At 53.5% G+C, this 18,403-nt stretch carries 17 protein-coding genes, 1 tRNA gene and 1 pseudogene; 7 read left to right on the plus strand and 12 right to left on the minus strand.

All coding sequences use genetic code 11. The features are described from left to right. The first annotated feature begins 206 nt into the window (after positions 1 to 206). Positions 207 to 1,382: a TIR domain-containing protein gene (locus tag ACCC84_RS07590; protein WP_371901702.1), complete on the plus strand. Its 1,176-nt coding sequence runs from the start codon at positions 207 to 209 to the stop codon at positions 1,380 to 1,382. Between the two features lie 295 nt (positions 1,383 to 1,677). Here the strand turns inward: ACCC84_RS07590 and ACCC84_RS07595 are convergent, their stop codons facing one another. From ACCC84_RS07595 to ACCC84_RS07615, 5 genes are all read right to left on the minus strand, one after another. After that, positions 1,678 to 2,259 carry a TIR domain-containing protein gene (locus ACCC84_RS07595; RefSeq protein WP_219654907.1) on the minus strand — a complete coding sequence of 194 codons (582 nt, stop codon included), beginning with the start codon at positions 2,257 to 2,259 and terminating at the stop codon, positions 1,678 to 1,680. A 19-nt stretch (positions 2,260 to 2,278) separates the two neighbouring features. After that, positions 2,279 to 2,869, minus strand: a complete 591-nt coding sequence (gene thcA / locus ACCC84_RS07600; protein ID WP_371901703.1) for a Thoeris type III anti-phage system protein ThcA — start codon at positions 2,867 to 2,869, stop codon at positions 2,279 to 2,281. Continuing rightward, on the minus strand, positions 2,870 to 4,027 hold the full coding sequence (gene thcB4 / locus ACCC84_RS07605; RefSeq protein ID WP_219654905.1) for a Thoeris type III anti-phage system protein ThcB4: 1,158 nt from the start codon (positions 4,025 to 4,027) through the stop codon (positions 2,870 to 2,872). Between the two features lie 739 nt (positions 4,028 to 4,766). After that, complete coding sequence (locus ACCC84_RS07610; protein ID WP_371901705.1) at positions 4,767 to 5,747, minus strand: NAD(P)H-dependent flavin oxidoreductase; 981 nt, start codon at positions 5,745 to 5,747, stop codon at positions 4,767 to 4,769. A 214-nt stretch (positions 5,748 to 5,961) separates the two neighbouring features. Beyond that, positions 5,962 to 6,654: a DsbA family protein gene (locus ACCC84_RS07615; protein WP_371901706.1), complete on the minus strand. Its 693-nt coding sequence runs from the start codon at positions 6,652 to 6,654 to the stop codon at positions 5,962 to 5,964. A gap of 44 nt (positions 6,655 to 6,698) precedes the next feature. On the opposite strand from ACCC84_RS07615, the gene ACCC84_RS07620 reads away from it, so the two are divergent. Further along, positions 6,699 to 7,160 (plus strand): alpha/beta fold hydrolase, encoded by a 462-nt coding sequence (locus ACCC84_RS07620; RefSeq protein WP_371901707.1) that lies wholly within the window; start codon positions 6,699 to 6,701, stop codon positions 7,158 to 7,160. Between the two features lie 161 nt (positions 7,161 to 7,321). Here the strand turns inward: ACCC84_RS07620 and ACCC84_RS07625 are convergent. Next, a pseudogene (locus tag ACCC84_RS07625) lies at positions 7,322 to 7,452 on the minus strand (Arm DNA-binding domain-containing protein); the annotation flags it as partial. A gap of 65 nt (positions 7,453 to 7,517) precedes the next feature. Next, positions 7,518 to 7,593, minus strand: a tRNA-Asn gene (locus tag ACCC84_RS07630). Between the two features lie 322 nt (positions 7,594 to 7,915). Here ACCC84_RS07630 and ACCC84_RS07635 point away from each other — a divergent pair. Next, positions 7,916 to 9,103, plus strand: a complete 1,188-nt coding sequence (locus tag ACCC84_RS07635) for a sugar transporter (protein ID WP_004960924.1) — start codon at positions 7,916 to 7,918, stop codon at positions 9,101 to 9,103. A gap of 46 nt (positions 9,104 to 9,149) precedes the next feature. Here the strand turns inward: ACCC84_RS07635 and ACCC84_RS07640 are convergent, their stop codons facing one another. Then, positions 9,150 to 10,610 carry an AMP nucleosidase gene (locus ACCC84_RS07640; protein WP_004960927.1) on the minus strand — a complete coding sequence of 487 codons (1,461 nt, stop codon included), beginning with the start codon at positions 10,608 to 10,610 and terminating at the stop codon, positions 9,150 to 9,152. 104 nt (positions 10,611 to 10,714) lie between these two features. Next, positions 10,715 to 11,647, minus strand: a complete 933-nt coding sequence (locus tag ACCC84_RS07645) for a LysR family transcriptional regulator (protein ID WP_198774012.1) — start codon at positions 11,645 to 11,647, stop codon at positions 10,715 to 10,717. Between the two features lie 105 nt (positions 11,648 to 11,752). Here ACCC84_RS07645 and ACCC84_RS07650 point away from each other — a divergent pair, with 105 nt between their 5' ends. Then, positions 11,753 to 12,619, plus strand: coding sequence for an aldo/keto reductase family oxidoreductase (locus tag ACCC84_RS07650; RefSeq protein WP_004960931.1), 867 nt, complete (start codon positions 11,753 to 11,755; stop codon positions 12,617 to 12,619). Positions 12,620 to 12,632: 13 nt separating this feature from the next. Here the strand turns inward: ACCC84_RS07650 and ACCC84_RS07655 are convergent, their stop codons facing one another. From ACCC84_RS07655 to ACCC84_RS07665, 3 genes are read right to left on the minus strand one after another with little or no spacing between them, the layout of a single operon-like run. Continuing rightward, the gene (locus tag ACCC84_RS07655) at positions 12,633 to 13,394 is read right to left on the minus strand and encodes a molybdopterin-dependent oxidoreductase (protein WP_004960933.1); all 762 of its coding nucleotides are present in this window, start codon (positions 13,392 to 13,394) and stop codon (positions 12,633 to 12,635) included. Continuing rightward, positions 13,384 to 13,992, minus strand: coding sequence for a cytochrome b/b6 domain-containing protein (locus ACCC84_RS07660; RefSeq protein WP_004960934.1), 609 nt, complete (start codon positions 13,990 to 13,992; stop codon positions 13,384 to 13,386). Before ACCC84_RS07660 ends, ACCC84_RS07655 begins: the two co-directional genes overlap by 11 nt. 14 nt (positions 13,993 to 14,006) lie before the next feature. Then, positions 14,007 to 14,630 carry a hypothetical protein gene (locus ACCC84_RS07665; protein ID WP_198774013.1) on the minus strand — a complete coding sequence of 208 codons (624 nt, stop codon included), beginning with the start codon at positions 14,628 to 14,630 and terminating at the stop codon, positions 14,007 to 14,009. A 139-nt stretch (positions 14,631 to 14,769) separates the two neighbouring features. On the opposite strand from ACCC84_RS07665, the gene ACCC84_RS07670 reads away from it, so the two are divergent. The 3 genes from ACCC84_RS07670 to ACCC84_RS07680 all read left to right on the plus strand — a co-directional run bounded on the left by ACCC84_RS07670 (position 14,770) and on the right by ACCC84_RS07680 (position 18,380). Next, on the plus strand, positions 14,770 to 15,441 hold the full coding sequence (locus tag ACCC84_RS07670) for a heavy metal response regulator transcription factor (protein WP_039991912.1): 672 nt from the start codon (positions 14,770 to 14,772) through the stop codon (positions 15,439 to 15,441). Further along, entirely contained in the window at positions 15,438 to 16,847 is a 1,410-nt protein-coding gene (locus ACCC84_RS07675; RefSeq protein WP_371901708.1) for a heavy metal sensor histidine kinase, read from the plus strand. Before ACCC84_RS07670 ends, ACCC84_RS07675 begins: the two co-directional genes overlap by 4 nt. 117 nt (positions 16,848 to 16,964) lie before the next feature. Continuing rightward, the gene (locus ACCC84_RS07680; protein WP_371901897.1) at positions 16,965 to 18,380 is read left to right on the plus strand and encodes an EmmdR/YeeO family multidrug/toxin efflux MATE transporter; all 1,416 of its coding nucleotides are present in this window, start codon (positions 16,965 to 16,967) and stop codon (positions 18,378 to 18,380) included. Positions 18,381 to 18,403 lie beyond the last annotated feature (23 nt).

The following is an 18,403-nucleotide window of genomic DNA, read 5'->3' on the forward strand; positions in this document are numbered from 1 at the left end:
TTCTGAAGTTATTCTAGCGATAGCATATGACCACTATCACTGATATTCTTCAGCAGTGAATCAGATATAGCGTCGTGCGACGTATCGTAACCTCCGGAGTCCCTATACTTCTGGGTAAGATAGACTGAGTGCCGGAGATTCAGCTACCAATGAGAATTTGGATATCATTAGGTTTCACACCTAACATAAAAAACGGAGGTAAATGAATGGGAAGAACTCAACGTAAGACAAGCAAGTACGTAGAGTTATACCGGAAGAAGTTCAAAAAGAAAGTACTAACAGTCGTGTCATTTACTCATCCAAATTCGTCAAAAAAAGATTTTATCAAGCTCTTCTCAGAAGTTTATCCCGATGATTTGGTAAGCATCGAGAAACACTTCTTGTTTTACCAAGAAAAGAACAAGAATCGAACTAAAGGAAAGCCTCTTTATTTCCCCCATCCATCAGATTTATTGTATGATCTAGCTAGGACGAAGCTTGGGAATTTTAAAAATAATGAATGGAATAGTTATAAGGCCGAAACTGATAAAATATCCGCTCTGGCGGGAGAGAAACTAGATAGAGAGAAAAGACAACTTAAATATCGCAGTAATAATATATCAACGCAAACCGTAACCCCTAGGTATATCGATGGTTTAATAAAGAGATACTGGCAGGAAAATCTCAAAATTCGCAGGCTTTTGATAGTTATCGAATGCAGTAAATTTAAGAATGAAAGTACTACTTTATTCTTTAGGCAAGTTCTGAACGGAGAAAAAGACTGGTTTATACGAAACTATTGTTTTCGAACTCTTCAACGGTTTGATGAGGTTGTCTATCTTTCTCCCAAGGGTAAAGGTAAAAGAGGAAAATATGATTCTTTAGTGAGGATTTTTAATTGTGATTATAAAGAAGACATAGGTAGAACTCCAGAAGATATCATGAAAGAGTTTTATAGCAATGAGTATATTGAACATGCTAAGGATTTTGACGTTTTTATCTCCCATGCAATGTCAAACGCTGATTTAGTTGAAGATTTAGTTGATCAACTGAACGCATCAGGACTTGTCGCTTTTGTTGATTGGAAAAATGATAGACAAGATTTAAACAGGACAAAGTCTAGTTTTTACACTGAAAAAGTTTTAGAGCTTAGAATGAAGCAGTCCAAATGCCTTATTCTAATCAGAACAAAAGAGTCCGATTCATCAAAATGGGTATCATGGGAAGTAGACTACTTCACCGCTCTTAAAAAGAAAATTGCCATTTTAAATGTAAATGATGACTACGAAAAGACACCAGATTCCCTACGTAAATTTCCGACAGCTAAATTTATAGATGAGGAGTTGTTAATTTTCTCTGGCAAGGGAAAAGAGAACATTATAGAATGGCTAACGGGAAAGTAGTAATAATTTTATTTCTAACTGAATACCACGTCCTATGGACGGTAATCCCTCATTTTTAACCGGACGGATAGGTATAATTAAAAATCGGATAAATGCTGAATATGCCCTTCGGCATGAAGCATTTTAGAGCCATATTCAGTGCAATTTATCTCCACCTAAGTGTCGGGACTTACTGGTTTTTTTTGCTTTCTAGTAACCCCATGTGCAAATATCCCACTCACTTGATAGGTAGGGAAGATGAAATAGTTTTTCCTCAAACTAATAATTCAAAAAACACATCTTAGTTTTTTTCCATTTATTTTAGCCATAAAGAAAAGTTATTGTATCCGTCATCACTCACCCAATCGTATATAGTAAAGAAATTAGACAGGTTGTAACCATTCCCTCTATATTCTGAGTCAACTGAAACACTGAAGTTTGCAGAGCCATCAATTCGCTCGTATTTAACCCACTTCCCTCCCACTTTTTCCCAAAGTGTTCCCGTTTTCCCATCTGTAGAATATGTAACCCCAACATAAGAAAGGGGATTTTGGCCAAGTGATTTTGTCTTCTGATGCTTATCCTTAATCCCATTTATGTGCACAGCAAGAATATGATTGCCACGAACAAAACTCTTCAAAATCTCATAACGAACCCAAGGGCGTTCATATGTATTACTGCCAACTAGTATGCAAGTATTCGAAGTATTAACAAGCGCCCCATTAATCAATCTCTTAAGAGCCATGTCCCCTTTCTTTTTCGACTCCTCCCAAACTGATGCGTCAAAATACCCCGCACTTTCGCGATCAGGTTTAGTTAACCAGTGATTGCGTACCGCATTAGCTCGAAAATCGCTCACATCCTGGTAATGAAAACTAAAAAAAACTCTTTTCGCCATAATTTTTATCCCTTAAAAATCAGATGTTACGTGCATCTACTGGAGAAATATTAAGCTCTCGATACAGTAACCCAATAAAGTCTAATGGGCCTAAATCTGCTGGTATAGAGTATTGGAGTCTTTTTGCCAATTCTCTTGTCGCGCCTCCAGTTACAGCGATTGGAATGCATCTAACATGAGGATGCATTTGATGAAACATTTCGTATTCATCATCGATCCCATCCATCCCTCCAATGAAAACGGCTGCATCAAATGATTCAGATGTAAGCATTGTTTCCCTCATTGCTTGTAAACTTTTTACACGACAATTCTCAACAGCTTCAACAAATGTCACGTTAGCAAATCGTTTATTATCTTCAGGAAAATCGTCCTCGAAGAATTTTGTCTGAAACAACTTTACTGCTGTTGCATAGTGCACCCCTAAATCCTCCGCCGCGGCCCAAAGCATCGGAGTGATCGCAGGATGTCCTCCCCAAACAATTGTGCGTCTTCCGAGTGCAACTGTTGTTAAGGCTATGACAGCTGACTGGATCATTTGTGGCTCGCAGTCTTCATCAAATGGTTTCCTGCCAGCCACAGGTATGCTTGCTGAAAGAAAAATAGCACCCATTTATAGCTCCTCCAGTTCGGATAATTCCCATCCTACCTGACGACTCTTGATCCACTGAACACCTTTGAAATTTCTACCCAACCAACCCAGATGAACCATCCATTCCTCAGAAAGTCCAACATGATCATAAACTAAAATAGCCGGGCGGCTATCATTATCTCGCATGGCATCATGCAGCGTAACTGCGGTAGGTACACCGACACTAGGATGGGCTACAAGAGGGTTGCCTGAAGGTAACTTGAGAACAAGCGAACGCCGAATACCTATTGCCTCTACAGAGCCCCCCATGCTTTCAATAGAACTACGTATGTGACCCGCAATATTTGCGTGACGCAGCGCAACGCTTTTACTTCGTAAGCTTTCAACTTGAAGTGAAAGAGAATCAATGACTTCATCAGATAATTTTCCATCAACAAAGTCATCTCCTGACAAAACTCTCGGTGTAGCTAATGCACTGGTTCGAGATGCAGTATGACTAGGCCAAAGAACTTGCAAGATAGAAATGTTCTTATCTGTCGCACGACCCCATTCCGCTCGTGCCCAACGGCTGTCAAAAAAGCCTGGAGTATCCAGCATAACGACGACATCACAATCGCATAACCGATGCCACAAAACGCTCTGAAAATCCATTGCCGCACCGACAGAATGAGTATCAAGAAATACTTCAAATTGCCGGGCTGATAGCGCTTCAAACAGTTGAACTGCTACATCTCTGGATTCAGTCCGGCGATAGCTTACAAACACGCGCCTTTGTGTTGGCAGCAGACCAAGACACTGCAAAGCAACACCTGCCGGTTTTACTAGCTCAATATCTTCAGGTACAAGAGCTAAGGCATTTAGCGATGTCAAACATTCTGGGAGCTCATTCGCAACATTAACGACATCACTCACTAAAGGTACTATGGGAATATTTAGCCGCATTAATTTTGCGTGATCTGCTAAAAAAGGTTTCGCTCCCCCAAAAAACAAGGCTACACAAGGGGCTGTCTCAACAAAGTTGTCTTCGAACCCCTCCGTTATTGTAAAATGCTCACTAGGTTGAAGGCCAAACCCTTCCATTGCATTAGAAATTGTCTTCGTGATATTAGAAACTTGGCTTGGTGTCGGCTGGCCAAAAATCAAACACTGATAAAGTGACAGCGGCATCTTTGTGTTCATAAAGATCAGCTCCACATACTATAAGACGAACCTACATTTAGCATGCTACATAACTCCTTGGTGACTAAACCTAAAGCAGTTGATTAACTTTATTATACTACTGCATGAATCACCATAGCTTCGAGAGCCATCTTTTAAGCTGGCATAGCAGGCGTCAAATTCCGCTCCCGCTCATAGCAGACGTTATTAAGCAAGATGCAAAGGTCATTGATACTCGAATGAGACCCCAGTCATAGCTTTTAAGAACCGGCAAAGGTCATCACCAGCATCCTCAATCGTATGAAAACGAACAGAGTCTACACACCCGGATTTACTCTTATTAAGACAGGCAATGAATGGCGGTGTTGGGTCTTGTCCTGTAAGACTTCTGAATCGAGTAGCATCAACACGCCAGCGATACATTGCTCCATATCGTTGCACCCCCCTGATGCCTGTGCGGGTATTTTTCGTCGTTTTAATAGAAATTGGCATTCTGAGTTACCTTAGTTAAATGACCGTGAGATTGCATTAGTCCTTATACAGCTGACCAGATCAGTTTATAGCAACCGGCTGAATGGTAAAAGGAATCCCCACGGCTTAACTAACCGTCATTTTTGGCTGCTGTGATTTATGGTCACTGCCAGCGTCCGCTCCTCGCTCACAGCGGACCTTGTTTGACATTTTGTGATCGGCTTAGTGCGAGAAGCGGACATTGTTAACCTGGTTACCGGAACGTTATCTTTGGCGGCTGATACTGTCCTCAGGCAATAGTCAGCTCGTTCACGACCTCAGCGACGCTTTTGACGCGGCGGATGTTTCCGATCCCCGTGCCAAGCGCGATATAGCCTTCATCTGTATTGCCTTCGAGCATGCCGATACGCAGACCCCGTAAACCGCCCATTGCATTACCCAGCTCTTCATTGCTTGCGCCAGCTTTATCCATCGACACGAGCTTTTCGGCCAGTTTACCTGGGAGTGAGCGGTAGTAATCAGGCAGGGTACGGAAAAGCAGCAAATCCAGGCCGTTGGCCTCAATGATTTTATCTTTCACCGACTGTGGCACGCGGCTTTCTTCCGTGCCAATAAACACCGATCCGGCAAATACACCTTCTGCGCCCAGCGCATGGGCTGCACGGGCGGTGCGGTTGTCGGTAATACCGCCTGCGGCCATCACAGGAATGTTCTTCACGGCATCAGCAATCAATGGCACGATCGAAAAGGTTCCTAGCGCGGTTCCGGGTAACGTGCCACCCTCGTCAAAACCGGTTGCAACGACAATATCTGCACCGGCTTCTTCCGCGAGACGGGTGTTTTCAGGCGTCGGATTAATATCGCGGTAGATGATTGAAATGCCAGCCTCTTTTAAGTCTCTGAAGAGGTCCGGAATGACGGCACCCTCGCCGTAACCGGTATAAACTACGGCCCTGACGCCTTCTTCCTTGATTACCTGCAGGATAGGCGGCGTCCAGATATCATTCCCCGGAGTTGGGATAAGGTTTACCCCGAATGGTTTTTCCGTCAGCCGTTTAGTTTTACGGATTTCTTCACGCATCTTTTCGGCTGTTTCTTCCGGTGTTGATACAGCGGTTTCCGCCGTTAAGCCCGCGTTTGGACCGAGTACGCCCAGGCCACCAGCGTTACTTACGGCGGCAACCAGTCGTGCATCGGTGAGCCACGATAATGGCCCCTGAATAACGGGCTTTTCGATGCCCAGAATTTGACAGATACGGTTGTTTTTCATGACGCGATCTCCTTCAGAAACGTTGTTCAGCCTGCCGGTTTCGGCGGCTGTGATAGGTAAATTGCTCTGGAGAAGATCCTAGCTTCATTATTGTTACGAAAAAGAACCTGATCTTTAAAACAGAATTACTAAGTTAGTAATAATGAGGATTTTAATGATCGCGCGCATTGTTCGCATCACTGAAAATAGTAAAGAGGCTGAATGCCCTGGTGGCTTATTGATGCTTCCGAATAACCCCCCCGTGGTAAACCTCTTTGATAAAAATCTCGTCTGCATCCAGTAAGGGTTGGATCAACGCCTTAACCGCAGAGATGCCCCGCAGGGAAAACGCTTCTTTAATCTCAACCGGCGAGATTAACGGATGCAGGTTAATTAATCTCCGGACGCTATCTGTTGATATTTCCGGCTGCATTTCAGCGAGTTCTCCGTCGGTCAACTTTATGATCGTGGAACGACATTGTTCGTATCCAATCACGCCGTTAACCAGCGCTCGTTTATCTTCATATTCCAAAAGATAAGCAGGCAGCCCTCTCACACCCAGCGACTGCCGCAGGCTGAAGTCATCAGTCAGTGACGCATGTGCGCTGCCGCCTTCATAGTGCTTAAGGAATTCGTTGACGCTGATGCCGGTGTCAGCCACTACCGCCAGTATTTCTTCCGGACGCGTTGTCGGACTGCATTCAACCAGGGTGGCAAAGCGCAGGTTATATAAAAAGCGGTCGGCTTTATTGCGATCCGCTAACTGAGCCGCCTTATAGGCCAGATTCAGTGGGACAGACGAAGTGTATTCCGTCGTAAAGAGCTGCAAATCCGTCATGTTTACAGGCATGCCGGTAATGCTTTCTTCGCTTTTGTATATCTCTGCCAGCTTCAGCCTGTATTTTTCAAGGGCATATTGCTTGCTCACCTTCAGGTCTTCAGGATCGACGAAATCATACCCACCCGGAACGCGTGCTGAGCTTTGTAGATATCGAGGGCAATATTGCCCCCGAAGACTGTTTCCTGAGTCGTCAGGTCATTGATTATCCGGAGGGCAGCGATGAGCAATTTTTTGATGAATTCATTGTGCGAACTCTGCATGTCCCGGCCTGGGCCAGTGCATTATATTCGGTGAGCCTTCGTTATAAAGTACGTGCCAGTGCAGTAAGATACATTTTTAAATCGATGGTTGATTACTCCGACCACGGAGAACTGATGACCAAATTTCTGAATCTACCCTGTCCAAAAATGTTCATGTGCGGCGAACAGAATGCAACCCTGTCCTACCTTGATTATATTCAGCAGCGAGGCGTGAAGCTGGCTGAAATTCCTGAGTGCGGGCATTTTCCTATGTATTCCAATCCCATTGCCATGTGGCGTCATATAAGCGAATTTCAGAAGTCGGTATTATCTGCACGGGTATCTCACCAGTAATCACTTTTATCGACACTGCGAGTTTTATACAAATAGAAAAAACGGCGGTGGTTATGATCCTTCCGTTTTACAGACCGTATATTCCTTACGTCTGGTATTGGCGCCATAAGTGCTTTGAATAGTGAAGGTGCCAGGGCGATTCCGGAAACTCTGATGCGCCTTTTATGCCAGCTCAATGCTACGTGCTCAAAGGATTTTCCCTGAGAGTGGGTAGTACGTTCTGCACCAATAGCTTACGGAAGTCATCACGTTGCTGCCGGGCGTCAGCCAGAGAAACATCGGGATAAGCGCCAAAGGCATCGGAGCATCAAAAGCAAAAAGCCCGCTTAAGTTTCCTTAAGCGGGCTTCTCTAAATATGGCTCCTCTGACTGGACTCGAACCAGTGACATACGGATTAACAGTCCGCCGTTCTACCGACTGAACTACAGAGGAATCGTTTGAACGGGGCGCATGTTAGCGAGGGTGAGGGGGTTTGTCAAAGCCGAGATTAGGCAAAAAAGTGCGTTTGCTGATGCAATGTACAGTATGACGGGTTTTTCGCCATTGCTGGTGTGATTGGCAGGCAAAATGGCGTAGGAGGCGTCGTATCGGGGGGCGCGTCGGCGTGACCTACGGCATAGCGCTGGGGGCAGGTATGTTTAGCTCACCAGCAAGAAAAAATAATCATAATAAAAAGTGTGACGCATATCGCATTTCATAACGCAGTTGGATAAAATATCTCCATTGCTTCCCACCTGTTCTGGACCCATTTACCATGGAAGAGATTGCTGCTTCCCGCCGCACAGCCTGGCTGCGCGTCGTCGTGCTTGCCGTTTCCGCATTTATCTTTAATACCACCGAATTTATTCCGGTCGGTTTGCTCAGTGACATTGCCCAAAGCTTCGCCATGCAAACCGAACAGGTGGGACTGATTATTACCATTTACGCCTGGATAGTGGCCACGGCGTCGTTGATCTGCATGCTGCTGACCAGCAAGATTGAGCGTCGCAAGTTACTGATTGGCGTATTTATTCTGTTTATCGCCAGCCACGTGTTGACCGCCGTGGCCTGGGATTTCACCACGCTGGTGATTTCACGTGCCGGCGTAGCCTTGGCGCACTCGGTGTTTTGGGCAATTACCGCCTCTCTGGCGATTCGCGTGGCGCCGGCGGGTAAAAAAGCCCAGGCATTAAGCATGCTGGCTGGCGGCACCGCCCTGGCGATGGTGCTGGGGCTGCCGCTGGGCCGGGTGGTCGGGCAGTTGCTCGGTTGGCGTATGACCTTTATTGGCATCGCGGTGGCGGCCACCTTGGCGCTGGTGATGCTGTGGCGGCTGCTGCCGGAGCTGAAAAGTGAGCATTCCGGCTCACTGGCCAGCGTACCGATGCTGTTCAAGCGCCCGGCGCTGGTCAGCCTGTATATGCTGACCATTATCGTGGTGACGGCGCATTTCACCGCTTACAGCTACATCGAGCCTTTCATTCAGAACGTGGCCGGCCTGAGCGGCAACTTCACCACCTTGATGCTGCTGCTGTTCGGTGCGAGCGGTATTATCGGCAGCATGCTGTTCAGCCGTTATAGCGAGCGTTACCCGTCGGCTCTGTTTATCGGCGCGATTGGCCTGTTGACGCTGTGCCTGCTGTTGCTGTTGCCGGCGGCGGGCAGTCAGCTCAACCTCACGCTGCTTTGCGCCTTCTGGGGCATGGCGATCATGGCGATTGGCCTGTCGATGCAGGCCAAAGTGCTCAGCCTGGCGCCGGATGCGACCGATGTGGCGATGGCGATCTTCTCGGGATTGTACAATCTGGGGATCGGCGGTGGGGCGCTGCTGGGCAATCAGGTCAGTTTGCACCTCGGCATGCCGAATATCGGTCTGGTTGGTGCACCGCTGGCGCTGATCGCCCTGGGTTGGTGCGTGCTGAACTTCTACCGCAGCGAACGGCTGCAACATCACCGCGCGTAATCGGGCGCTGCGGCCGAGGGCGTCTGGCCCCCGGCCGCGTTGTGACTTAACGGAACGGTGGTTCGTTGAAGGTACGCAGTTTGCGTGAATGCAGGCGCTCGCCTTCGGCGCGCAGCAGGTCAATCGCGCGAATACCGATTTGCAGATGCTCTGAAATCGCCCCCTCATAAAAACGGTTCGCCTGTCCTGGCAGCTTGATCTCACCGTGCAGCGGTTTGTCCGATACGCACAACAACGTCCCGTACGGCACGCGGAAGCGGTAACCCTGTGCGGCGATGGTGGCGCTTTCCATATCCACCGCCACCGCCCGGCTGAGGTTAAATCGCAGCGCCGACGCCGAATAGCGCAGCTCCCAGTTGCGATCGTCGGTGGTGACCACGGTGCCGGTACGCAACCGCTGTTTGACCTCTTCCCCCGGCATACCACTGACCATTTTGGTCGCGTCGTACAGCGCACGCTGCACTTCGGCGATGCTCGGGATTGGGATATCCGGCGGCAACACCGCATCCAGCACGTGATCGTCACGCAGGTAGGCGTGCGCCAGCACGTAATCACCAATTGACTGGCTCTCGCGCAGGCCGCCGCAGTGGCCGATCATCAGCCAGGCATTCGGTCGCAGCACCGCCAGATGGTCGCAGATGGTTTTGGCGTTCGACGGCCCGACGCCGATGTTGACCAGCGTAATGCCCTGACCGTTGGCGCCGATCAAATGGTAGGCCGGCATCTGGTGGTTTTTCCACGCCAGGTCGGATACGGCCTGCTCGGGCGCCGAGGTTTCTGCGGTGATATAGGTGCCACCGGCACAGGACAGCGCCTGATACGGGCTGTCGGGATCGGCGATTTGTCGGCAGGCCCAGCTGACGAACTCGTCAACGTAGCGGGTATAATTGGTAAACAGCACAAACGGCTGGAAGTCTTCTACCGGCGTGCCGGTGTAATGGCGCAGACGCGCCAGCGAAAAGTCGACGCGCAGCGCATCAAAGTGCGACAACGGGAAGGTATCGGTGGCGTGGAATAAACCATCGGCGGTTTCATCGCCAATTTGCGACAGTTCGGTGGTGGGAAAATGCTGCGCCAACCCGGCGCTCATGGAACGATCCAGCGACAGGCTGGAGCCGTCAATCACATACGGGTAGGGGATCTCGAGCGTTGACGGCACCACCTCGATATTGGCGCCGTATTCGCCCTGCAGCAGAGACAGCTGATCGGCCAGATAATGGCGGAACAGCTGCGGTCGGGTTACGGAGGTGGTGTAGCAGCCCGGATGGGTAAAGCGCCCATAGGCGCGGGTTTTTTTCTCGCTGGGGGCGGTGCCATCCCAACTGACCCGCAGTTGCGGATAGACAAACAACCCTTCCGCGCGCGCTTTGACGTCAGGCAACCTGCCGTGTTCAATATAGGCGCCAATCGCCGTGCGTAGCGCATTTACCGCGTCGTCGTACATGGTTTCCAGTTGATCCAGTGCCTCGGAGGCCGTCAGTCTGGTGCCTGTTTCGCTGTTCGTCATAATGCCCCTTGTCGCTGGTAGTTTCTGGCTGAGACTCTGTTAGAAAAGTAGCATATTCTCAATATGTTACAACTGTATGCCGAGGGTCAGGCGCTTCTTTGCGTTCAGCCGGCAGACGCCTGTGGCGTCGCTGGGTGAGCGGCAACGGTTTTGACATAGCTGATAAAGGCCTTGAGCGGCGCGGGAACCAGGCGGTGGCCGGGATAATAGAGATACGGGCCGGAAAACGCTGGCCACCAGGGCTCCAGCACCGGTTCAAGCTCGCCGCGTGACAAATACGGTCGCAGCCACTCTTCAAACAGCATGACTACCCCGGTGCCGGCCAGCGCGGCATCGATAGCCAGATCCGCTGCCCCGCCGAGACGCACGATCAGCGGTCCGTCGACATCTACTCGTACCCGCTGCTCGGCCTGGGCGAACTCCCAGGTAGCCAGCGTGCCGCTGGGGAAACGCCCGCGTATGCAGGCATGGTTGAGTAATTCATCCGGGTGTTGCGGCCGGCCGTGCCGATTGAGGTAGGCGCTGGAGGCGGCGGCGGCAAAACGTTGGCTGCGCGGGCCGATCGGCACCGCGATCATGTCCTGCTCCAGCCGTTCATCATACCGGATCCCGGCATCACAGCCTGCCGCCAGAATGTCGACGAAGCTCTCTTCGGTGACGATTTCCAACTGAATATCGGGATAGGCCGCAAGAAACGGTGACACCAGCGCGGGTAGCACCAGACGGGCGACGCTGACCGGCACGTTCAGTTTGAGGGTGCCGGCCGGCTTGTCGCGAAAGTGGTTGACCGAATCGAGTGCCGCGGCGACCTCGTTCAAGGCGGGCGTCAGCCGCTCAAGCAAGTCACGGCCGGCTTCGGTGGGCATTACGCTGCGCGTGGTGCGGTTCAGCAGCCGGACACCAAGCTGCGCTTCCAGCCGGCGTACCGCTTCGCTCAGCCCGGAGGCGCTGGTGCCGCTGCTCTTGGCACCTTCACGGAATCCACCGGCGCGCGCTACCGCGACAAACGCCCTTAAATCGTTCAGATCGCTCTTCATGATGATTGTTCGCCATTTCGCACAGCCCATGCGGATTGTGCCGGATTATCGTGCGGTCGAAAAGGGACTATCTTGTCAGCAGCGAATACAAAAAGGAGCGACAACATGTCTCAGATCGAAAAGTCAGGCAGTTACACCCTGGGGGATCGCCGCGTGCACCGCCTGGGATACGGCGCGATGCAGCTGGCCGGTCCGGGAGTATTTGGCCCACCGCGCGATCGTGCTGCGGCGCTGGCGGTGTTGCGCAGCGCCGTTGAGCAGGGGGTTAATCATATTGATACCAGTGATTTTTACGGCCCGCATATTACCAACCAGCTAATCCGCGAAGCGTTGGCGCCTTACCCCGACGATCTGACCATTGTCAGCAAAATCGGTGCGCGCCGCGGCGACGATGCCGCCTGGTTGCCGGCTTTTTCTGCCGAGGCGTTGACACAGGCGGTGCACGATAACCTGCGTAATCTGGGGCTGGAACAGCTTGAGGTGGTCAATCTGCGTATCATGTTTGACGCGCACGGCCCGGCGGAAGGATCGATCGAACAGCCGCTTAGCGTACTGGCGCAGTTGCAGCAGCAGGGGCTGGTACGCCATATCGGTTTAAGCAATGTGACACCCCGTCAGGTGGCAGAAGGGCGGCGGATTTGCCCGATCGTCTGCGTGCAGAATCAGTATAATCTGGCCTGTCGCGGTGATGATGCGTTGATCGATGATTTGGCCCGCGACGGCATCGCCTATGTACCGTTCTTTCCGCTGGGCGGCTTCAGCCCGCTGCAATCCTCGACGCTGTCTGAGCTGGCGCAGCAGTTGGCAGTGACGCCGATGCAGCTGGCGCTGGCCTGGCTGCTACAGCGTGCGCCGAATATCCTGTTGATCCCGGGGACATCTTCGCTCGGCCATTTGCACGAAAACCTGGCGGTCGCGCAGCTGTCTCTGTCGGATGAGACAATGAGCATGCTGAACGCTATCGGCGCCTGACGGGCCGGGCAGGCTAGATGCCGCTGAACCAGTTATAGCCCTGATCCTCCCAGTAGCCGCCGGGGTTGGTGTCGCTGACCACAATGGCGGCAATGTGTTTGGCGTTCTTGAAGCCCAGCTTGGTCGGCACCCGCAGCCGCAGCGGGTAACCGTATTCCGCCGGCAGCGCCTTGCCGGCGAAATCCAGCGCCAGAATGGTCTGTGGATGCAGCGCGGTGGCCATGTCGATGCTGGAATAGTAGCGGTCGGCGCACTTGAAACCAACGTAGCGCGCGTTGAGATCGGCCCCCACCTGTTGCAGAAAACTGCTCAGCGGCACGCCGCTCCATTGGCCGATGGCGCTCCAGCCTTCGATGCAGATCAGACGGGTGATCTGGCTGTGCTGCGGCAAACGCTGTAGCTGCGCCAGGGTCCACGGCGCCTTTTTCGCCACCTTGCCGGACACCTCCAGTTGAAAGCTGTCGAGATCCACCTCTGGCACGTTGTATTGCGGATAATAGGCGTTGAACGGGAACGGCTGGGTTATCTGATCCGGGCGATAGGTTTGCGCCAACCGCTGCCGGCTGAACAGCCAGCTCTGCACCCGATCGTTCCAGCGCGACATTGCCCACAGCACTTTATCCACCCGATCGCCGTCCTGCATATTGCAACCGGTCAACATCGCCACTCCGCCCAGCGTCAGACCGGAACGCAGCAGCAGGCGACGTTGCAGATCCACCAGGCGTTTTTTCTGATCCGGCTCCAGCGTTGGCGCGCGCGGGGTTTTATTCTTCACGTTGACCTCCAGTTAGCATTGCCCACAGCGTGCGCGGCACCAGGATCACCATCAGCAGGTGAATCACCACAAATAGCCCAATCGCCGCCATGGCGAAAAAATGCAGGTAGCGCGCAATATCGAATCCACCGAACAGCGCCACCAGCCAGGACAACTGCACCGGTTTCCAGATGGCCAGACCGGAAAGCACCAGCAGCAGGCCGAGCAGCAGCACGCCCAGATACATCAGCTTCTGAATGCTGTTGTAATGGCCGTGTCGGTGTTGCAAACGCAGCGTCAGCGCCTGCCAGAGATCCTGCCGCAGCGTGGCAATGCGCAGCGGCAGCAGATCGTGGCGAAAATGGCCGCTGAACAGGCTCCACAGCAGATAGCACAGCCCGTTGAGCGCCAGCAGCCACATCACGGCCAGATGCCAGCCAATCGCGCCGCCCAGCCAGCCACCCAACGTGATCTGCGGCGGAAAGCGGAAGTCGAACAGCGGCGAGGCGTTGTAGATTTCCCAGCCGCTCATGAACATGCACACCATGGCGAACAGATTGACCCAGTGGGTTATCCTGATCGGCCAGCGGTGCGCCGGCCGCGGCGCGTTGGTTTTCATCGTCGGCTCCCGAGTTACATTGGCGGCACGGTGCCGTCTTTACCGGCGGAAATGCGCGTTGCCACGCGTTCACCCTTGGCGTCGGTAGCGGAAAACAGCACGATGTGTGCCCCTGGCTTCAGCAGACTGCGATCGCCCGGATCGAGCGTCACAATCGGCACGTCGTCCGGTACGATCACGGTTTTTTGCTGGTTGCCGTAATTCACCGTCAGGGTGCGGCCATTGGCATTAACCAGTTTGCCCACCGTACCGTTGGTCATGGTATCTACCTTGCCGTCGGCCGATTCCCACGGCGAATGGCCTTCACCGGTGCCGCGCAGGCTGGCGGCGAAGACATGCACTTCCAGCGCCTTCAGCGTGCCGTCGGCCTGGGGTACCGCGGCGGTGCCGATAAAGCTGTCGGGCTTGATATCCTCTGCGGTGCCTTTCGCAACGCTGAATACCTGGGTTTTATCGTTGAGTTTGACCTCGATCTTGCTGCCTTTACGATCGGTGAGCTGCAACTGGGTGTCACTCACCTGATCGATGGTGCCGCGCAGTGGCGCGATGGCTTTGCCTGGCGTTGACGCGGCGGCGATGCCGCTGCACATCATCAGGCTGGACAGCAGTAAACCGGCAATACGGTGACGAGTAAGCATAAATTTCTCCTGTAGTAGGTTGCCGGTTAAGCATGGTCGAGCAATAGGGACAGCACCATGTCGATTTGATGACATTAATGTCATCAAGTTTGTCAGCCGAAGCTGCTAGTATTCCCGTGGGTGTAATGAGGTAATGAGCATGCGAATACTGGTGGTTGAAGACGATACCAGCACCGGAGATTATCTGAAAAAAGGGCTGGAAGAGGCTGGCTACCGCGTCGATCTGGCGCGTAACGGCACCGATGGGCTGTTCCGGGCGCTGGAGCACGGCTATGATGCCATCGTGCTCGACGTGATGCTGCCAGGGCTGGACGGCTGGCAGATTATCGAGGTGCTGCGCAAGAAAAGCGACGTGCCGATCCTGTTTCTCACCGCGCGCGACGGGGTGCAAGACCGCATTCACGGCCTGGAGCTGGGGGCCGATGACTATCTGATCAAACCGTTTTCCTTTACCGAACTGGTGCTGCGCCTGCGCACCTTGCTACGTCGCGGTACGGTGCGCGAAGCCGATCATTATGCGATTGCCGATCTGCACATTGATGTGCTGCGCCGTAAAGTGGTGCGGCAGGAACAAACCATTACGCTGACCAACAAGGAATTTATGCTGCTGCACCTGCTGGTGCGGCGCGAGGGCGAGGTGCTGTCTCGCACCATGATTGCCTCGCAGGTGTGGGACATGAACTTTGACAGCGATACCAACGTGGTGGACGTGGCAATCAAACGGCTGCGCGCCAAAATCGATCGGCCGTTTGCGGTCAAACTTATCCATACCGTGCGCGGTATCGGCTACGTGTGCGAGCCACGCGCATGAGCCGGCTGGCGGCGCGCTGGCGCTCACTGTCGCTGACGTTGCGCAGCGCGATGCTGTTTGCCCTGGCGGCGGCGTTGGTGGTCAGCGCTGCGGGCAGTTATCTGTACGGCGCGATGCGTCAGGAAATGGTGTACCGCAGCGACGTGCAGATCATCGGTCGGGTCGAATATTTCCGGCATTTGCTCAGCCAACGTTTTCCGCTTGAACGGCTGACCGCCAATACCGGACTGTTCGAGAACATGCTGGGCAACGAACAGGACGTGCTGATCTTCCGGCTACAGGGGCAAAAAGCGTTAATCAACGTCAATCCGGCCAGGCTGAATTTGCCGGCGTTAACCCCCACGCCGCCCGGACAGCCGCAGTCGCGCAGCGCGGTACAGGCCGGCGAAACCCCGCAGGGAGTGCCGCTGCGGGTGGTTTCAGCGCTGGTGAAGCTGGAAGACGGCGCGCTGTTGCAAATAACCGCCGCCCACGTTATGGCCAATGAACAGAAGATGCTGGCACGTTACCTGTGGCGTATTGTCGCGGCGGTGGTCGCCGCATTTCTGTCGATTGCCCTATTGGGTTACTGGGTGATGCGTCGTGAACTGCGGCCGTTGTGGCGTATGGCAACCCAGGCGGCGGCGATTTCGCCACAGACGTTGTCGACCCGGCTCAGTGAGCAGGGCGCGCCACAGGAACTGCAACAGCTGATCCGCTCTTTCAATGCCATGCTTGACCGGCTGAACGCGGGTTATCAGCGTCTGACACAGTTTTCTGCCGATCTGGCGCATGAAATCCGCACCCCAATCGGCGCGTTGATGGGCCAGTGTCAGGTGGCGTTGTACCAGCCGCGCAGTAGCGACGAGTACGAAACCCTGCTGTCGACCAATATGGAAGAGCTGGAGCGCATCTCGCGGATGGTGGAAAACATCCTGTTTCTGGCGCGTGCCAGCGAAGCGCAATCGGTGCTCAACTACCGCCAACTGGACGTGGCGCGGGAACTGCACCGGGTCGCCGATTATTTCGAAGGGCTGGCGGAGGAGCGCGGCATGACGCTGGTGTGTGACGGCACGGGGCAGGTGCAAGCCGACGCGATGCTGTTCCAGCGGGCGCTGAGCAATCTGGTGGCCAATGCGGTGCGTTACGGCGATCGACATAGTCAAATCGTGCTGCGCGCCGAAATGCAAGCTGGGGCGTTGGCGGTGCGGGTGATCAACCAGGGGCCGCCGATTGCCGCCGAGCATCTGGAAAAGCTGTTCGATCGCTTTTATCGCGCCGATACCGCGCGCAGCAGCCAGGCCAGCGGATTGGGGCTGTCGATCGTGCGCGCCATCATGACGCTGCACGGCGGTGAAGCTCAGGCGGCGTGTTACCCCGCCCCCCCTGCCGCGCAGATTGTCTTCAGCCTGATCTTCCCGCGCTAAACGCCGCCGACCTGCCCCGGCGGCATAAAAAACTTTGCATGATCTGCACTTATCAAACATCCTTTAAAACAAGGTTTCGTTTTTTGCTGTGGGCTAATTTTGAACTTACTTGATGACATGCGGCAGCGCGTAACCGGTACGCGTTGGTATGGCAAAAGAACCAGCTATCGAGTGCTGTTTTGGCGTGAGATTACGCCATTGGCGGTGCCGATTTTGCTGGAAAATGCTTGCGTATTGCTGATGGGGGTGCTGAGCACCTTCCTGGTAAGTTGGCTCGGCAAGGAAGCGATGGCCGGGGTGGGGCTGGCGGACAGCTTCAACATGGTGATTATTGCTTTCTTCGCCGCGGTCGATCTGGGTACCACGGTGGTGGTGGCCTTCAGCCTGGGCAAACTGGATCACCAACGGGCGCGCGCCGCTGCACGGCAGTCATTGGTGCTGATGACCCTGGTGGCGTTTGTGCTGGCTATTGGCATCCATTTGGCCGGAGAACAGATCATTGACGTGATCGCCGGTGCGGCCACGCCGGAGGTGAAAGCGCTGGCGCTGTCCTACCTGCAAACCACGGTGTGGAGTTACCCGGCGGCGGCGATTGCGCTGATCGGCAGCGGCGCGTTGCGCGGCGCGGGTAATACCAAGCTGCCGCTGTTGATTAACGGTGGCATGAACATACTCAACATCATTATCAGCAGCGCGCTGATTTACGGCATTCCGGGCTGGGATGGGCTGGGGTTCATTGGCGCCGGATTGGGGCTGACCATTACCCGTTACATCGGCGCGCTGGCGATTCTGTACGTGTTGATGATCGGCTTTACGCCGGCGCTGCATATTACGCTGCGCAGTTACCTGACGCCGCTGAGGCTGAATATCCTTTGGGAAGTGCTGGGGATTGGCATTCCCGCCAGCATCGAGTCGGTGCTGTTTAACGGCGGGAAACTGCTGACGCAAATGTTTGTTGCCGGTATGGGCACCAACGTGATCGCCGGTAACTTTATCGCCTTCTCTATCGCCTCGCTGATTAACCTGCCGGGCAACGCGCTGGGCTCGGCGTCGACCATTATCGTCGGCAAGCGCCTGGGCAGGGGGCAGGTGGGGCAGGCGGAGCGGCAGCTGCGCTTTATTTTCTGGCTATCGACCATTTTCATGACGCTGGTCGCCTGGGGCAGCGCGCCGTTTGCCGGGCTGTTTGCCTCGTTTTATACCCAGCAGGACGATGTAAAAGAGGTGGTCAAGACGCTGGTGTGGCTGAACGCGCTGTTTATGCCGATCTGGTCCGCTTCGTGGGTGTTACCGGCCGGCCTGAAAGGAGCGCGCGATGCCCGTTTTGCCATGTGGGTTTCCATGCTCGGCATGTGGGGTTGTCGCGTGGTGGCCGGCTACACCCTCGGTATCGTGCTGGGAATGGGCGTAGTCGGCGTCTGGCTGGGGATGTTCCTGGATTGGGCGGTGCGTGGCGCTTTCTTCTACTGGCGGATGATCAGCGGGCGCTGGTTGCAAAAATATCCGCGTCATAAAGCCCGCCAGGGCGGTTGATGATGCAACCGCCGGCGGGCGGT

This window comes from Serratia odorifera (assembly GCF_041448735.1).
In the GTDB taxonomy this organism is placed as follows: domain Bacteria; phylum Pseudomonadota; class Gammaproteobacteria; order Enterobacterales; family Enterobacteriaceae; genus Serratia_F; species Serratia_F odorifera.

Bases quoted from the DNA above. Each gene is read 5' to 3' on its own strand.
- ACCC84_RS07590 (WP_371901702.1), top strand. From the start codon at position 207: ATGGGAAGAACTCAACGTAAGACAAGCAAGTACGTAGAGTTATACCGG.
- ACCC84_RS07595 (WP_219654907.1), bottom strand. From the start codon at position 2,259: ATGGCGAAAAGAGTTTTTTTTAGTTTTCATTACCAGGATGTGAGCGAT.
- thcA (WP_371901703.1), bottom strand. From the start codon at position 2,869: ATGGGTGCTATTTTTCTTTCAGCAAGCATACCTGTGGCTGGCAGGAAA.
- thcB4 (WP_219654905.1), bottom strand. From the start codon at position 4,027: ATGAACACAAAGATGCCGCTGTCACTTTATCAGTGTTTGATTTTTGGC.
- ACCC84_RS07610 (WP_371901705.1), bottom strand. From the start codon at position 5,747: ATGAAAAACAACCGTATCTGTCAAATTCTGGGCATCGAAAAGCCCGTT.
- ACCC84_RS07635 (WP_004960924.1), top strand. From the start codon at position 7,916: ATGGAAGAGATTGCTGCTTCCCGCCGCACAGCCTGGCTGCGCGTCGTC.
- ACCC84_RS07640 (WP_004960927.1), bottom strand. From the start codon at position 10,610: ATGACGAACAGCGAAACAGGCACCAGACTGACGGCCTCCGAGGCACTG.
- ACCC84_RS07645 (WP_198774012.1), bottom strand. From the start codon at position 11,647: ATGAAGAGCGATCTGAACGATTTAAGGGCGTTTGTCGCGGTAGCGCGC.
- ACCC84_RS07650 (WP_004960931.1), top strand. From the start codon at position 11,753: ATGTCTCAGATCGAAAAGTCAGGCAGTTACACCCTGGGGGATCGCCGC.
- ACCC84_RS07660 (WP_004960934.1), bottom strand. From the start codon at position 13,992: ATGAAAACCAACGCGCCGCGGCCGGCGCACCGCTGGCCGATCAGGATA.
- ACCC84_RS07665 (WP_198774013.1), bottom strand. From the start codon at position 14,630: ATGCTTACTCGTCACCGTATTGCCGGTTTACTGCTGTCCAGCCTGATG.
- ACCC84_RS07670 (WP_039991912.1), top strand. From the start codon at position 14,770: ATGCGAATACTGGTGGTTGAAGACGATACCAGCACCGGAGATTATCTG.
- ACCC84_RS07675 (WP_371901708.1), top strand. From the start codon at position 15,438: ATGAGCCGGCTGGCGGCGCGCTGGCGCTCACTGTCGCTGACGTTGCGC.
- ACCC84_RS07680 (WP_371901897.1), top strand. From the start codon at position 16,965: ATGCGGCAGCGCGTAACCGGTACGCGTTGGTATGGCAAAAGAACCAGC.